The organism is Brucella lupini (genome assembly GCF_002252535.1).
GTDB lineage: Bacteria > Pseudomonadota > Alphaproteobacteria > Rhizobiales > Rhizobiaceae > Brucella > Brucella anthropi.
In genome coordinates this window covers 1-15,046 of record NZ_NNRN01000020.1, presented here as the reverse complement: position 1 = coordinate 15,046, position 15,046 = coordinate 1, and the positions used below count along the sequence as shown (strand labels likewise).

Here is a 15,046-nt window from a genome sequence, read left to right as displayed (position 1 = left end):
CTAACGATCCGCGCGCGCAGACCCTGCACTAAATTTAAAGTTCCGGGCCCGCGCACGCTATACCTTGCAACCTAAAGGAGGGGTACTTTTTGGGCTCTGACGCAATCTCGCTGACATCAGGTCGCTCCGATGACACGTGCTTCCAGCAGATCGAGCTTCCCACGTCCATACATTTGCCTCTTGATGAGTTTTAGCTTGGTGATTTGTCCCTCTGTCTGGCCGTTAGACCACTGTGAGGTTATCGCATTTTGGACGGCTGCCCTGTCGCGGATGATACCGTTCGCGAATGGGGCGACCAAGCTTGCTGCTGCGCGGTCGATCCACGTGTCCAGATCATCTTTGGACTTGCGCCGCAGCATTTCGTGGAAGCTTTCCACAACATCTCTGGCCTCGACTAGGTCTGGTAGTTGCTCCTCGATCGCAGCGACCGTCATCGTCTGCGCCTTGGTCAAGTTGTTGCGTTCAAGTGTCATTAGGCGAACGATGGTGCGTGCCGCCGGCGCGTGGCCGAGCCCGTTTTCGGCTTTTTCCGCCCGCCTTCGTCGTGTTGCCCATTCAGTGACAACGCGGAGACCTCCGCCAAAACCAGCCAGCCGAAGCTGCCGCCACAGTTCAGCGCCGTTTCGTGATCCGGCGTCCCATTGCGCTTCAAGCCACGGTAGGTGTGGTTCGAGCGAAGTTTGCCGGACTCGGAAGATGTCGGTCCTTTGACCACGAACAATGCTGCGAACCAGCTTTCGGCTATGCCCGGTTCTGCGTACGATTTCCTTGATGGACAGGCCTTCGCCGACGAGTCCACGAATGACAGAGTTTGTCTCTTCACGTCGCAGATATCCGTCATATTGCAAGCGCTCGGCGGCAGTCAGAAGCTTAGGGTTTACGGTTGCTGTCCCGACTGCAATGCGGACCTGCCGCATCGACTTGCGGACGGCATCAAGAAAAGCGTGGCTAGCGTTTTCCATGAGATGCCAGCGGTCGGCGACCTGTTCGGCCTGTGGCAGGGCTTGCGCAGCGGCCCGCGCATACGCGCCGCCGCGGTCTCTTGCCACGATTTCGATTTGCGGCTGCTCGACCAGCCAGGCCTTTGCGGTCGAGGGTTCCCGGTCGGGCAACAACGCGATCGTCTTTCGCCGTTCCAGATCGCAGATGATCGTGCCATATCGATGATTTCGACGCCAGGCCCAGTCATCAATGCCGATTACAGTCGGTGGCGTCGACGGTGGGCGATCATATCGGCGAACAGTTCGTAGAAGCGTATCATTGCTAACCGGCAATCCGAGACGATCCGCAAAGCGCGCCGCCGGGCGACCGCCCAGTGCAAGAGCAAGATGCCGAACGAGGCAGTCCAGACGGGCTGTCCGGCGAGCCATGGGACGGATCACATCATCACCGAAGCGCTCGGCGAAGATCTTTCTGCGGCAATGGACGGCACTACAGACGAAGCGTCGGACGGACAGGTGCAGTTCGATCCTTCGGCCCGCACACGGCAGATCGGCAATCATTCGAGAGTAGCGACTATGAACACGACGGGAGGCGGTTCCGCAGTGGGGGCATGTGCAGTCTTGGGATCGACCGTAGGCGGCGACGATAATCGCGTCGCCGGCATCACGCACCTCATCAACGTTTAGTTCGCTAGGGATAAGATCAGAGAGACGGAACTGGGCTCGCATGGCGCTGATTCTCCTCTGGAAACAACGCCAATTGAATCCAGAACATCAGCGAGATTGAGTCAGAGCCCCGTTTAAACGCCGATTGACAAATTGCACAGATGCGAGTTCATCGACGGGGCGCAGAATATCGTGCTTGTCGGCGGACCGGGCACAGGCAAAACACATGTGGCGACCGCCCTCGGCGTCCAGGCTATCGAGCATCATCGCCGAAAAGTCCGCTTCTTCTCGACCATCGAATTGGTCAATGCGCTCGAGCAGGAGAAGGCTAAAGGCAAGGCAGGTCAGATCGCTGAGACGCTAGTTCGTCTCGATCTGCTGATCCTTGATGAGCTCGGATATCTTCCATTCAGTGCTTCCGGCGGAGCGCTGCTATTCCATCTACTCAGCAAGCTTTATGAACGCACCAGCGTCATCATCACCACCAATCTCAGCTTCAGCGAATGGGCCACGGTCTTCGGCGATGCCAAGATGACCACGGCTCTTCTCGACCGCCTGACCCACCGTTGCCACATCCTGGAAACCGGTAACGACAGCTTCCGATTCAAAGCAAGCTCGGCCGTAGCAGCACACAAGAGAGGAGAAAAGGACAATTCCTTGACCAAAGCCTGATTACAAAACCATACTTAGAGGTGGCTCACTTCTCGGTGGAAAAACCGGCTCACTTCTGCGCGGAAACCAACACTCGCAGCCATCGGAGGGCTTGGGGCGCTTTCGACGGGTGGCTCGGGGACGGTCAGTGTTCTAGGTGCCGTCTTGATGGTCGCCTCTGGTATTGCCTGGGGCATATACTCATTGATTGGAAAAGGCACCGCAGACCCATTAGATGCTACTGCGGGCAATTTTCTGCGAGCCTTGCCCATGGCATTGGCTGTGTTCCTTGCCGCTTTAGCTCTATCCGAGACGGCAGTACAACCTTCAGGATTGATTTACGCCGTGTTATCTGGCGCGATCGCTTCCGGGCTGGGATATGCGATTTGGTATGCTGCGCTCCCCAATCTGAACGCCACCCAAGGCGCATCCATTCAGCTCAGCGTCCCGGTTCTAACTGCACTGTTGGGCAGTATCTTTCTCGGCGAACATGTTTCCAATCAGCAGCTCCTCGCGATGGGTGTCATCATTTTTGGAATAGCAAGTGTGATATTGGGTAAAAAGAAAGCTGACATGCGTTAGGCCGCAGCCTTAATCCGATGAATATTTGATATTGTGCGGAGCGAGTGTGGGCACTCCCTGGAGCGCCTCATTGGTCCAGGTGTTCACCCGCCTATGCTGCGGCCGGGCAGATTCAGAGGATTGTTGTTAAGGGTATCTGACGACGCATCTTTCGTGTCAGCCAAGCGCTCGGGAAAATACGATCCACAGCACCTTCGTCGGCTCAGGCGCAAGGTTTCTGAAGGAATGAGGCGTTGAGCTGTCGAATTGAAAAGCGTCGCCTTCCTCAACAGTAAAGCGTTGCGTTCCAATCGTGAGCTCAAAGCGGCCGCTCATCACTAAACCGCATTTCTCCCCATCGCGGCGCCAGGGTTCATCGCCGGAATGGCCATCTTGATCTATGTGAAGGATCATCATCTCCAGCTGCGTTCCGCGAACCGGAGACGCGAGTTCTTTTCGCAGCCCTGTCGCTGCAAAGGAAAGAAACGGACGGTCGGCTCTTCTGCTGATGACATTACGCTCATCTTCCGCTGCGGGTGCGGCACTGTCCTCGAAAAAGACACTGAACGGTACCTTCAGGGCAAGGCGTATCCGATCGAGAACCTTAATGGAGGGAGCGCTCCGGCCTCTTTCGATATGACTCAACATAGCCACAGAAACTAAACTCAGCTTGGAAAGTTCTTGAAGGGTCATATTGCGCTGGGCGCGGAGTAGCCGGATCCTATCTCCCAGGCTGTCTAGGGGGGAGGGATCTGAAGTGTCAGCGAAATCAGCGCTCATTGCGTTTTCCTATGAGTTTCGCCCTACGATATATCTCTTCGACGAATTTTGCAAAATGATAAAAATCATCTTGTGAAATTATAGTAAGATGATAGCTTCATTGTAGTGGTTATCGTGATAGCTGCTATCCGAGGTGCACGACACGGTCCGGGAGGGCCCTAAGTCGCAAGAATGTATCAGGGGAATATCGTCAGATGAAAAGTGTTAAACGAAAATTCTCAGCAGTCGCTCTGTCGCTTGCACTTGCGCTAGGTGGTAGTGCCGCTATTGCGCAGACTCCGGGCGGTAACTTGGTCATCACCACGACCCCGGAGCCGACATTGATTACCAATGCACTCAGCTCTGCGCCTACGACCGCAGAACTTGCGACCAAGATATTCGACGGATTGCTCGAATACGATATGGATCTAAATCCCAAGCCTTCCCTGGCAGAGAGCTGGGAAGTGAGCGAGGACGGGAAAACCATTACGTTCAAACTTCGCGAGGGCGTTGTCTGGCACGATGGGAAGCCATTTACATCTGCCGATGTCCAGTTTTCCTTGATGAAAGTTGTGAAGGAATACCATCCACGCGGGAAAGGTAACCTGGGTCCGGTCACGAGCATCGACACCCCGGATGAGCATACCGCTGTTTTCCATCTTTCCCATGCGTATCTCCCTCTGATGCGCGGCCTTTCGAGTCTTGAGGCTCCGATCGTCCCGAAGCACATCTACGAGGGTACAGATTTTCGTAACAACCCCGCTGTGAACAAGCCGATTGGAACCGGCCCCTTCAAGTTCGATAGCTGGGAAAAGGGCAGCTATATTCGCCTCACCAAGAATGAAAATTACTGGCGGGAAGGTCGTCCTTATCTCGACAGCGTCATCTTTCGCTTCATAGCGGACTCTGCAACCCGCGCGGCGGGCATCGAGAGTGGTGAGATTGATGTCGCAACGTTTGGCACCGTGAACCCAGTCGAAATGCGTCGGCTCGAGCAGGTCGATGGAATTTCGATCGCAAAGGGAGGCTACGAAGGCATCGCTCCGATGATGATGTTGGAGCTGAACAATAAGCGTCCCCCGTTCGATAACAAGCTTGTGAGGGAGGCTGTTGCCTACGCAATCGACAGGAAGCAGATCATCAACAACGTATGGTACGGCTTCGGCAAGCCGGCAGTGGGTCCGATCTCTTCGTTTGTCTCAGGCACCGGCGCCTTTACCAATGAAGGAGTTCGAGATTTCGCAGTGAAAGATCGGCTCGAAATCGCAGCCAAATTGCTGGACGAGGCCGGATATCCCGTGAAGGCCGATGGCTTCCGCTTCAAGATGATCCATGATCCAGCGGCTTTTGGCGAAGACTGGCGTAGAATGGGCGAGGTCATCAAGCAGCAGCTCGCAAAAGTCAATATTCAAGTCGAGCTCCGAAACCGCGACTACCCGACTTTTGTAAGGTCGGTCCATAACGAATATGATTTCGATATGACTTCATCCTGGTCGATCGGCATGGCGGATCCGACCTTGGGCGTGCAGCGCAACACCTGGTCGAAGATGATCAATCCAGAGGTCCCGTTCGGCAATGTTGCGCGCTACTCAGATCCGCAGGTCGATAAGCTCTGGGAGGCGGCACAGACAGAAGCAGACCCCACCAAGCGTAACGGCCTGTTCCATGAACTTCAGCGAAAGCTGGTCGATGATAGCCCGTATATCTGGGTGATGGAAATGGATCTCGTCGCGCTACAAAATGATCGTGTCAAGGATCTGATTACGTCTCCATTGGGCATTCGAGGTGGTCTTTACGACACCTGGATTGAGCAGTGAGCGTTCTGGGGCCGCGCTCTGCGGCCCCGATAAAGCAATCGAGGATCTTTTATGTGGTTCGCAAACGGTAAGTACGTCGTCAGCCGCGTGCTGCACGGCATACCGATCATCTTGGCTATCGTGGTCGTGAATTTCTTCCTTATTCGCCTGGCGCCCGGTGACGCCGTGCAGGTTCTGGCGGGCGAAACCGGCGGCGCGAGTGCTGAATATGTACAGCAGTTGCGAGAACGATTTGGGTTAGACCAGCCATTATGGGTTCAATTTCTGGCCTATATGAAGAATCTGCTCGTGTTCGATCTCGGTTACTCGTTCAGGCATAATCGGGAGATTTCAGGTCTTATACTTGACCGTCTCGGCGTGACGGCTCTTCTGATGGCAGCCTCGATGGTTATTTCGATCGGGTTCGGTGTCCTGTTGGGTGCGATCGCGGCGGTCAAAGATCGAACCGCAGTCAGCCAAGCGATCGTAATCATGGCTGTCATCACCTATGCCACGCCGCTGTTTTGGGTAGGCCTGATGTTGATCATCATCTTTTCCCTGAACCTCGGCTGGTTTCCGACAAGCGGCTATGAAACGATCGGCATTCCGATGTCATTTGGTGGGCGCGTTCTGGACATTGCTCACCATCTGGTTCTACCCGCGACGACCCTCTCTTTCTTCTACATGGCGCTCTACACGCGTCTGATGCGAGCTTCCATGCTTGAGGTTTTAGGCCAGGATTATGTCCGAACGGCCAGGGCAAAGGGTCTGGGTGACAAGCAGGTTGTTTTCCGTCACGCGCTTCGCAATGCGATCATCCCAGTTATCACCATGGCCGGAGTGCAAGTATCTGCAATGCTTGGTGGATCGGTCATTGTGGAATCCGTCTTCGGTTGGCCGGGCCTCGGATTGCTTGCCTATGAAGCTCTCTTCTCACGCGATCTGAACTTGCTGCTTGGGATCTTCTTTTTGAGTTCGATCCTGGTTGTGATCGTCAATGCCCTCGTAGACGTCATCTACACGATCATCGACCCGCGCATTCGCTTGAATGGAGGCAGAAATGGCTGAAGCTTCTCTTGGCAAGTCTGCACTGAAACGAATGGGCCGCAATCCAGGTGGCATTATTGGCCTTGTGTTGCTTGCTTGCGTTATATTTTGCGCAGCGTTCGCGTCGGTTCTGTTCCCCGGCGATCCCTTCGATATGGTTGGGCCACCGTTTCAGCCGCCATTCGGTGACTATCTTCTTGGCACCGACATGTTGGGAAGAGACATCGCCGCCGGCATTGCCTTTGGCGCCAGAATTTCACTCTTGGTGGGGGTTGTCGCTACTCTCGTTATCGTCGTCCTGGGAACAACCGTCGGAGCAGTCGCTGGCTACTACGGAGGCTGGGTCGATATATGCGCAATGCGTGTGACCGAGTTTTTCCAGACGATCCCGACGTTTATCGGCGCAATTGTCATCGTCGCCATTCTTGGGCCTACGCTTGCCAACGTCATCGGAGCGATTTCAATCGTCAGCTGGGCGCCGCTCGCACGCCTCGTCCGTGCCGAAGTTCGCAGCGTGAAAAGCCGGGAATTCGTAGAGGCTTCGGTTTCGCTTGGCATGCGCGACCACAGAATCCTCCTACTTCAGGTCATGCCGAACATATTGTCCACGGTGGTGGTGGCGGGGTCGCTCATGGTGGCAACAGCCATTCTGTTCGAGGCTGGACTTTCGTTCCTCGGCCTTGGAGATCCCAACATCATGAGTTGGGGATTCATGATCGGCGCCGGGAGATCTGCAATCCGAACGGCTTGGTGGATGGTGACGATGCCTGGATTGGCTGTGCTCTTCACAGTCCTCTCCATCAACCTGCTTGGGGATGCTCTCAACGAGGCACTCAATCCTCGCAGCAAATAACATTCTCCAACATACCGGACCAGGTTGCTGTTCTGAAATGAACTGCACTCACAATCGAAAAAGGGATAATCTCATGACTTACTTTACCGCACGCATCAGAGCGAGAACCGTGCACGTTGGCTACGATGAGCAGGGCGAGCTTATTACACGCCCCATGAACAAGGTCGACTATGTTGAGAAAGTCATCCGCCTTGACCGGATACTGTCCTTTACGGACGATCATCTCTTTGTAGCATGCCCGCACAATACGGTTCAGGTGTGGGACTATGAAGGTGACCTGGGCACCGTGAAATCTTACCTGAGGGAAGCGGGCTTGCTGCTTAACGGAGAGATCAGCACGGCCTCGCCAGCTTGACGCAAAGCCAGGATTGAGAAGCATGTCCGACACGACCACGGCTAGAATGCAAGTTTCACTTTTAGTAAATAACGTGAATGTTCAGGTTGAAATAGATCCGCACCGGACACTGCTGGACATGCTGCGTGATGACTTGCATCTCACGGGCACGAAAAAGGGATGTGATCACGGCCAGTGTGGAGCGTGTACAGTTCACATTGATGGTGATCGCCGCCTGTCTTGCCTGCAGTTCGCGGCACAGTTGGATGGACGTGCAGTAACGACAATTGAGGGTGTGGGTTGCGCAAGCAACTTACACCCCCTTCAGCAGGCATTTGTCACCCATGACGCGATGCAGTGTGGTTTCTGCACGCCTGGCCAGATCATGTCTGCTCTGGATCTGATCCAGAAAGGTGGTGCGACTGATGAGGATTCTGTCAGGGAGGCCATGAGCGGTAACATCTGTCGCTGTGGTGCATATCAGAACATCGTGAAGGCCGTGATTGATGCAGCACAACAAATCACCTGAGTGGTCGTTCCCGCAGACCTTGGATCAAGCGTTGCAGGACATTTCCGGTAGTCATGCTGTGGTCGTCGCCGGTGGTACGACACTGCTTGATCTACTCAAACTCGGTCACGGGTCGTCGGAGCGGCTGATCGATATCACCCGTCTCCCTCTAAAATGGGTCGAGAAACGTGACGGCGTTATCTCGATAGGATCGATGGTCTCCAATTCGGCGACTGCCGAAGCGGCGGTTATCAAAGATCATTTCCCTGTTCTTTCGCAGGCAATCTTACAGGGTGCTTCACAGCAGATCCGCAATGCGGCGACCGTCGGAGGCAACCTGCTGCAGGCAACACGGTGTGTTTACTTCCGTTCAACCGAGTGGCGTTGCAACCGACGGGATCCAAACACTGGATGCGAAGCTGTTGATGCGCCTACCCACGCCCATGCGGCGTTAGGTGGCAGCAAAATGTGTATCGCCGTCAATCCATCGGATATGGCGGTGGCGCTACTGGCTCTCGACGCAGCGATCATTACGACGTCGTTGGAAGGCGCTGATATCCGGATGCCAATTGCCGAATTATACCCACTGCCAGGTGACACTCCGCACATAACCAGCAATATTCCACCCGGATCGCTGATCACCTCGATCGAAATTCCCATAACAATAGCTGCTCGCAATTCGAGTTATCTCAAACTCAGGGCACGCGCATCCTATGAGTTTGCTACCGTTTCGGTCGCTGCCACGTTGGAGCTTGATGCGGGAGTGGTGACGGCAATTTCCGTTGCCTTGGGTGGTATCGGAACGCGCCCATGGCGGCGTAAAGATCTTGAGCACTCTGTCATAGGCAAGGTTCTGACCCAAAGCGTCATTGACGACTTTTGTGATGGACTGCTTGCGGAGGAACACAGCGTAGCCGAGACACGCCACAAGGTTGAGTTGGCCCGGAACGCGGTGAAACGCGTCTTGCTTGAGCGTGCGGAGGCTGCCTATGACCGGCATTGAACTTGATCGCGTCGAAGCGTGGGAAAAAGTAACCGGTGCCGCGCGATATTCGGCCGACTACAAGTTTCCGGATATGCTTTATGCGTTCGCGCTGCGATCCGCTGTCTCTTCCGGCAAAATAACAGTAATCGGCACAACCAAGGCCGAATCTATCGTCGGTGTGGAAGCGATAGTCACCCATCTCAATGCGGGGAACTTTGGATGGGGAACTTCAATCGAGGTTGATCGACTCGGTGCGGAATATCTGGGGCGCGAAGCTTTAGGCGCGAGTGACACCGAGCCCTTCTATCGGCCGTTCTGCGGCCCGGATATACTTTTCGCCGGTCAGTGGATCGCTGTCGTTGTTGCAGACAACATTGAGACCGCCCGACGCGCCTTAGGTTGCATTACTGTCGATATCGAGGAGCAACATCCGCAACTTGAGCCGCCGATCGCCCCCGGACCCTTTTTCAAAGGTGACATGCAATATGTTCGGGGAGCTGCCGAGCCGGATTTGTCAGCCACTGCACGCGTTGTCCAAAAATATCACACACCGATGCAACTGCATCAGCCGATGGAACCATCTGCGACAACGGCGGTCTGGGATGGGGATTCTGTCACTCTTTACGATTCCACCCAAGGCACGCAGGCGGCTCGGGATTATATCGCTGCCAGCCTTGGTGTATCGACAGAACAGGTACGCGTAATCGCGCCGTTTGTGGGAGGAGGCTTTGGTGCGAAAAATCAGATATGGCCTCACGAGGCTCTAGCCGCTCACTTGGCCCGCAGTCTCGCCAAGCCAGTATGCATGCAGCTCACGCGATCGGACATGGCTGTCGCATCTGGTTATCGTTCTGAAACTCTTCAGGAAGTTGAGCTTTCTGCATCGTCGGATGGCCGCCTTAGTCTTATCAGGCATGTGAGCGATGTCCCGACTTCGCTGAGAGGCGGCTTTTTCGAGCCGTGCGGCTTAAGCTCGCTCATGTTGTACAAATCTGAGCGAATTGAGGTTGAGCATAAGGTCTCACGGATACCCGTGGCGACACCGACACCTTTTCGTGCGCCGGGTGAAACCCCGGGCTCATACGCACTTGAGACAGCGCTGGATGAATTGGCATACCAACTCCGCATCAACCCGCTGGAGTTGCGCATACGAAACTTCGCTGACCGCGACTATTATCATGATCAGCCGTGGTCTTCGAACAACCTGATGGAATGCTACACTAGAGGCGCTGAACTCTTCGGATGGCCAAATGGCTTCATGGCGCCAGGATCTCTGCAGCCGGGCAATGAGCGTATCGGCTACGGTGTTGCCACAACGGCATATCCAGCTCCTGCACTCTCCGCGACTGTGAGAGTGGTGATCGATGTCGAGAAGGGTCTTATTATAGAGACCTCGGCGACCGACATCGGTACCGGGATGCGAACAATTCTGGCCCAGAGGGCCGCCACGCAACTGAATCTGCATCCCGGCCGGATCGAGGTGAAGATGGCGGACAGTGACTTACCAAGTGCCCCGACCGCTGGCCGCTCCAAGTCAACGGCAAGCGTCCTTCCGGCTCTCCATTCAGCCTGCCTGGATCTTATTCGGCAGCTGGAGGCCGCATGTGGACCAATCGTTGAAGGCACGAACCGCACAAACCCGTTCGAACGGATGGAAAAAGCAGGCGTCAAGTCGCTTGTCGCACGAGGAACCTCAAGAGGGCTGCCTACGAATAAAGACCTTAGTTTCTACTCTTTTGGGGTCCATTTCGCAGAAGTCGCGGTTGACGAGGAACTGGGACGTTTGCGAGTGCGCCGTGTGCTTACGGTTGTCGACTGTGGACGGGTTCTCAACAAGAAACTAGCAACAAGTCAGATCATGGGGGGTGTGGTCTTCGGCATAGGGATGGCTCTCTTTGAAGAGGCCCAGCGGCATCCTGCCCATCTGCGGGTGATCAGCGACAATCTCGCCGACTACATTCTCCCAGTCCATGCAGACATCCCGAAGCTCGACGTTCATTTCATCGACGTTCCCGACGATCAGCATAATGAGCTTGGGGTTCGCGGACTGGGCGAGATCGGGCTTCCGGGAGTGGCTGCCGCAATTGGCAACGCATATTTCAACGCGACTGGAATTCGTTGCCGAAGCCTTCCAATCACACCTGCCACGATGAGAGGCTGAGAGATGGCGTGATCGATCGTCCATCTCAAACAGTATCTACGCAATATCCCGTCACGGGATGCTTCATTCTAAGGCTCCGACAGACGAGCCGATTTTTCAAGGGGACCTAACACATGGTAGAACCGCATTCGTCATCTGAACAGAAGCTTCTGTCGGTCCGGAATCTGACAACGTCGTTTCAGACCGACTGCGGCTGGAAGCCTGTTGTCCGAAACATTTCTTTCGATATTGCGCCACGCGAAACCTTGGCGATTGTTGGTGAGTCGGGATCAGGGAAGAGCGTCACGTCGCTATCTTTGATGCGGCTGTTGCCAAAGCGATCAAGCAAGATCGAAGGGCAGGCGATTTTGAACGGAGTGGATCTCCTATCGGTGCCCGAGGAGAAGATGCGGGAAATCCGCGGCAACGAAATCTCGATGATTTTTCAAGAGCCGATGACCTCATTGAATCCGCTCTACCCAATCGGCAGGCAGATCACAGAAGCTCTGACTACACACCAGAACATCGGATTGGAGGAGGCTCGGCGCGAGGTCCTGCATCTGCTTGAGAAGGTGAGAATTCCCAACGCCAAGGGGCGATTTGATGAGTTCCCGCATCAATTCTCAGGTGGCATGCGTCAACGCGTCATGATTGCGATGGCTCTGGCAACCCGCCCTAAAATCCTAATTGCGGACGAACCCACAACTGCGCTCGATGTTACGATCCAAGGCCAAATTCTCGATCTGATTAAAACACTGCAGGAAGAAGAGGGCATGTCAGTCCTCTTCATCACACATGATATGGGCGTTGTCGCGGAAGTCGCGGACCGCACTCTTGTGATGTTCAGAGGTGATGCGGTGGAAATGGATGAGACAGCGGAAGTGTTTCATCGGGGCAAACATCCTTATACCAGAGCGCTTCTGGCTGCGGTGCCGAAATTGGGATCAATGTCGGAGGAGAGGCTTCCTCTTCGATTCCCGACAATCGACATGGATACAGGCGAGCAAGCACCTATCGCAACGACGGTTGATACGGTCGACAAGCGGTCCAGACCAGTTCTGCAAGTTTCAAACCTGGCGACACGTTTTGACATTCATGCCGGCTTTTTCAGCAAGAAAGTCGGCGCTGTTCACGCAGTCGAAAATGTATCGTTCGACCTGCATGCCGGCGAGACCTTATCGCTGGTTGGAGAGTCAGGCTGCGGAAAATCAACGACGGGTCGATCAATCACCCGCTTGTTGACGCCAACAAGTGGAACCGTCCTGGTGGATGGGCAAGATATCCTGAAGCTGGGCAAAGATGAACTTCGCGAGGTCAGGCAGCAAATCCAAGTGATTTTCCAGGATCCGTTCGCGTCGCTTAACCCCAGAACGATGGTCGGGAAGGCGGTAATGGAACCATTTTTGGAGCATAAGCTTGGCCCCAAGACGCAGGCACGCGACAAGGCGGCGATGCTCCTTGAGCGCGTCGGTCTTTCGGCTGATATGATGGCCCGTTTTCCGCATGAGTTCTCAGGTGGACAACGCCAACGTGTCGCAATCGCTCGCGCACTGATGCTCGATCCCAAGATCATTGTTGCGGATGAGGCCGTGTCGGCCCTTGATGTGTCGATCAAAGCCCAGGTCTGCAACCTCTTGCTGGACTTGCAGGAGAGCCTGAACCTGGCATTTTTGTTTATTTCTCATGATATGGCCGTTGTTGAGCGTGTAAGCCATCGCGTTGCCGTGATGTATCTCGGAGAAATAGTGGAGATTGGTCCACGAGAAGCGCTCTTCCAAAATCCGCAGCACGCATACACGAAGCGACTGATGGCAGCAGTGCCCGTACCGGACCCATCTCGACGCGTGGCCAGACGAAACCTGTCTCTTGAGGAGATCAAAAGCCCGATCAAGCCGGCTGACTACATGGTTCCAACGCGATCCTACAGGGAAGTATCTGACGGACATCTGGTGCAGGTCGCGTAGGATGCAGTTTTGAGAGCCGCTCGTTATCCGCCAAGATAGTGAGCGTCCCAGCTTCGACGGGTCACTTGTTTTCTGGAGGGCTGATGTCTCACTGCTTATTCAGCATTCGGATTGACGTTTTGGTGAGCTGCGGGAGAAGGGGAGGGAACAGTTGAACGATATCGCCCTCAATGCATCGCATACTCCGATGAGAGTAAGCGATAGCGACAGCCCTGCAGAAATACTGCGTTTTGCGTACGATGCGGGAAGAAATGGCGGAGCGGCCCTGGCAACGTTGACCGAGATTAGGGGAGGGGCGGCACGTACCCTTGGTGCGCATGTCGCCATCGCTGCGGACGGCAGGTATTGTGGCTACGTTTCTGGGGGGTGCGTCGAGGCCGCAGTGGCAGCTGAAGCGGTAGAGGCTATCGCCGAAGGCCGTGACAGAATTGTGAAATTTGGCGCCGGGTCTCCCTACTTCGATATCTCGCTTCCCTGTGGCGGTGGGATAACTGTCTCGATCCACGTTCTGCGGTCGTATGAAGTGCTTCACGCAGTGCTCGCAGACTTATCCAGGCGGCATCCCGCCGCTCTCGCTTACTCGCCACAATCGAGAACGCTTGTAAAATCAGGTTTCACATCAGATCGATCGCATTGGCGGGGGGACACGTTCGTTTCGGTGTACTTACCCCAAACCAGATTGGTTATTTCAGGTCAGACCGGCGAGGTTGATGCAGTCCGCCGTTTAGCTGAAGCGTCTGGTTATGAAGTCGGCCACGCTGAGCCATCAATGACACATGTCGAACATGTTGCGCCATCGATGGACCGATACACTGGAGTAGTTCTTCTACATCACGACCTGGATCTTGAGGCGAGCCTACTGGATAGGGCGCTTGCGTCTCAAGCTTTTTACATTGGTGCTCTCGGAAGCACTCGCACGCACAATCGCCGGCTACAGCGTCTCCAGTCTATGGGCGTAGATCCAGAGACTATGGGTCGGATCAAGGCACCTATCGGCATGTTCGGCCCCACACGTAATGCATCTACCTTGGCGATTTCAGTTATAGCCGATATCGCTGCTGTCTGGCTGCAAAAGTACGGTTAAGGGCGTAGGCATGTTGACCGTGTTCGCGGCCGGTTAAAGCTCGAGTGACAGGTGTTCAAAAGGAAGGCGAGATCGAGGTGGGGCGCAGTGTATCCGTCGCTGGTTTGATGCTTGCGGCCGGTCAGTCAAGCCGAGTAGTTGGCGGGTATCACAAACTCCTCGCTGAGTTCGATGGTGTCCCGCTTGTGCGCAAATCGGCATTGACATTGCTGGAGGCCGGGCTTGCACCGGTCGCTGTCGTTACCGGTCATCGCAGTCCGGAAATAGTACGGGCACTGCACAATCTTCGCGTCACCCCGCTATTCAACAACTCATTCCGGAGCGGGATGGGTACGTCTATTGCATGTGGTTTCGGTAATGGAGTGCTCGAAGAGAGCGATGCTGTGGTTGTGATGTTGGCCGACATGCCAATGATCACGGTTGAACACATCAGGCGATTACTGGAGGTATTTTCCGACCGCGAATGCAATAGCGTTGTAAGAGGTGCTCACGGAGATCAACCGGGCCACCCGGTTATAGTTCCCAAGGTCCTCTTCCCTTTATTGGCACAACTGTCTCACGAAGAAGGTGCGCGCACGGTCATTGAAGGCCATGCCAACGTTGAATTGGTGGATATCGGCATTGCAGCGACAAGTGACGTCGATACACGGGAAGATATAAGTCACGCAGGCGGAATTTTTGTCAGATGAGGTGGGTAAACCCCACCTCATAACGCGGCGTTGTTGCATGAAACGAATTGGTGGCGGGTTCCGATCTT

General features: G+C 54.8%; 13 protein-coding genes and 1 pseudogene. 12 read left to right on the top strand and 2 right to left on the bottom strand.

Annotated elements, in window-relative coordinates:
* Positions 1-116: 116 nt before the first annotated feature.
* A complete protein-coding gene (locus CES86_RS01645; protein ID WP_094513402.1) occupies positions 117-1,670 on the bottom strand; it encodes an ISL3 family transposase in 1,554 nt (517 codons plus the stop codon).
* Positions 1,671-1,751: 81 nt separating this feature from the next.
* On the opposite strand from CES86_RS01645, the pseudogene istB reads away from it, so the two are divergent.
* Together istB and CES86_RS01635 are read left to right on the top strand one after the other, a co-directional pair.
* A pseudogene (istB, locus tag CES86_RS01640) lies at positions 1,752-2,279 on the top strand (IS21-like element helper ATPase IstB); the annotation flags it as partial.
* Between the two features lie 144 nt (positions 2,280-2,423).
* A complete protein-coding gene (locus tag CES86_RS01635; RefSeq protein WP_151595649.1) occupies positions 2,424-2,840 on the top strand; it encodes a DMT family transporter in 417 nt (138 codons plus the stop codon).
* A 156-nt stretch (positions 2,841-2,996) separates the two neighbouring features.
* Here CES86_RS01635 and CES86_RS01630 read toward each other — a convergent pair whose 3' ends face one another.
* On the bottom strand, positions 2,997-3,599 hold the full coding sequence (locus CES86_RS01630) for a helix-turn-helix domain-containing protein (RefSeq protein ID WP_094513398.1): 603 nt from the start codon (positions 3,597-3,599) through the stop codon (positions 2,997-2,999).
* Positions 3,600-3,793: 194 nt separating this feature from the next.
* Between CES86_RS01630 and CES86_RS01625 the strand changes: the two genes are divergently transcribed.
* The 10 genes from CES86_RS01625 to CES86_RS01580 all read left to right on the top strand — a co-directional run bounded on the left by CES86_RS01625 (position 3,794) and on the right by CES86_RS01580 (position 14,978).
* Positions 3,794-5,395, top strand: a complete 1,602-nt coding sequence (locus tag CES86_RS01625; RefSeq protein ID WP_094513397.1) for an ABC transporter substrate-binding protein — start codon at positions 3,794-3,796, stop codon at positions 5,393-5,395.
* 51 nt (positions 5,396-5,446) lie between these two features.
* Complete coding sequence (locus CES86_RS01620) at positions 5,447-6,442, top strand: ABC transporter permease (RefSeq protein WP_094513395.1); 996 nt, start codon at positions 5,447-5,449, stop codon at positions 6,440-6,442.
* Positions 6,435-7,274 (top strand): ABC transporter permease, encoded by an 840-nt coding sequence (locus CES86_RS01615; protein WP_094513394.1) that lies wholly within the window; start codon positions 6,435-6,437, stop codon positions 7,272-7,274. Before CES86_RS01620 ends, CES86_RS01615 begins: the two co-directional genes overlap by 8 nt.
* Before the next feature lie 73 nt (positions 7,275-7,347).
* Positions 7,348-7,629, top strand: a complete 282-nt coding sequence (locus CES86_RS01610) for a hypothetical protein (RefSeq protein ID WP_094513392.1) — start codon at positions 7,348-7,350, stop codon at positions 7,627-7,629.
* 22 nt (positions 7,630-7,651) lie between these two features.
* The gene (locus CES86_RS01605; RefSeq protein WP_094513391.1) at positions 7,652-8,137 is read left to right on the top strand and encodes a (2Fe-2S)-binding protein; all 486 of its coding nucleotides are present in this window, start codon (positions 7,652-7,654) and stop codon (positions 8,135-8,137) included.
* A complete protein-coding gene (locus CES86_RS01600; RefSeq protein ID WP_094513389.1) occupies positions 8,115-9,119 on the top strand; it encodes an FAD binding domain-containing protein in 1,005 nt (334 codons plus the stop codon). The genes CES86_RS01605 and CES86_RS01600 overlap by 23 nt, the downstream gene beginning before the upstream one ends.
* Entirely contained in the window at positions 9,106-11,262 is a 2,157-nt protein-coding gene (locus tag CES86_RS01595) for a xanthine dehydrogenase family protein molybdopterin-binding subunit (RefSeq protein WP_094513387.1), read from the top strand. The genes CES86_RS01600 and CES86_RS01595 overlap by 14 nt, the downstream gene beginning before the upstream one ends.
* A gap of 113 nt (positions 11,263-11,375) precedes the next feature.
* Complete coding sequence (locus CES86_RS01590) at positions 11,376-13,205, top strand: ABC transporter ATP-binding protein (protein ID WP_094513385.1); 1,830 nt, start codon at positions 11,376-11,378, stop codon at positions 13,203-13,205.
* 187 nt (positions 13,206-13,392) lie between these two features.
* Complete coding sequence (locus tag CES86_RS01585; RefSeq protein WP_094513404.1) at positions 13,393-14,289, top strand: XdhC family protein; 897 nt, start codon at positions 13,393-13,395, stop codon at positions 14,287-14,289.
* Between the two features lie 44 nt (positions 14,290-14,333).
* Positions 14,334-14,978, top strand: coding sequence for a nucleotidyltransferase family protein (locus CES86_RS01580; RefSeq protein WP_235819857.1), 645 nt, complete (start codon positions 14,334-14,336; stop codon positions 14,976-14,978).
* Positions 14,979-15,046: the final 68 nt, after the last annotated feature.

Excerpts from the sequence above, each read along its gene's own strand:
- CES86_RS01645 (WP_094513402.1), bottom strand. The coding sequence starts at position 1,670 with ATGCGAGCCCAGTTCCGTCTCTCTGATCTTATCCCTAGCGAACTAAAC.
- CES86_RS01630 (WP_094513398.1), bottom strand. The coding sequence starts at position 3,599 with ATGAGCGCTGATTTCGCTGACACTTCAGATCCCTCCCCCCTAGACAGC.
- CES86_RS01625 (WP_094513397.1), top strand. The coding sequence starts at position 3,794 with ATGAAAAGTGTTAAACGAAAATTCTCAGCAGTCGCTCTGTCGCTTGCA.
- CES86_RS01620 (WP_094513395.1), top strand. The coding sequence starts at position 5,447 with ATGTGGTTCGCAAACGGTAAGTACGTCGTCAGCCGCGTGCTGCACGGC.
- CES86_RS01615 (WP_094513394.1), top strand. The coding sequence starts at position 6,435 with ATGGCTGAAGCTTCTCTTGGCAAGTCTGCACTGAAACGAATGGGCCGC.
- CES86_RS01610 (WP_094513392.1), top strand. The coding sequence starts at position 7,348 with ATGACTTACTTTACCGCACGCATCAGAGCGAGAACCGTGCACGTTGGC.
- CES86_RS01605 (WP_094513391.1), top strand. The coding sequence starts at position 7,652 with ATGTCCGACACGACCACGGCTAGAATGCAAGTTTCACTTTTAGTAAAT.
- CES86_RS01600 (WP_094513389.1), top strand. The coding sequence starts at position 8,115 with ATGCAGCACAACAAATCACCTGAGTGGTCGTTCCCGCAGACCTTGGAT.
- CES86_RS01595 (WP_094513387.1), top strand. The coding sequence starts at position 9,106 with ATGACCGGCATTGAACTTGATCGCGTCGAAGCGTGGGAAAAAGTAACC.
- CES86_RS01590 (WP_094513385.1), top strand. The coding sequence starts at position 11,376 with ATGGTAGAACCGCATTCGTCATCTGAACAGAAGCTTCTGTCGGTCCGG.
- CES86_RS01585 (WP_094513404.1), top strand. The coding sequence starts at position 13,393 with ATGAGAGTAAGCGATAGCGACAGCCCTGCAGAAATACTGCGTTTTGCG.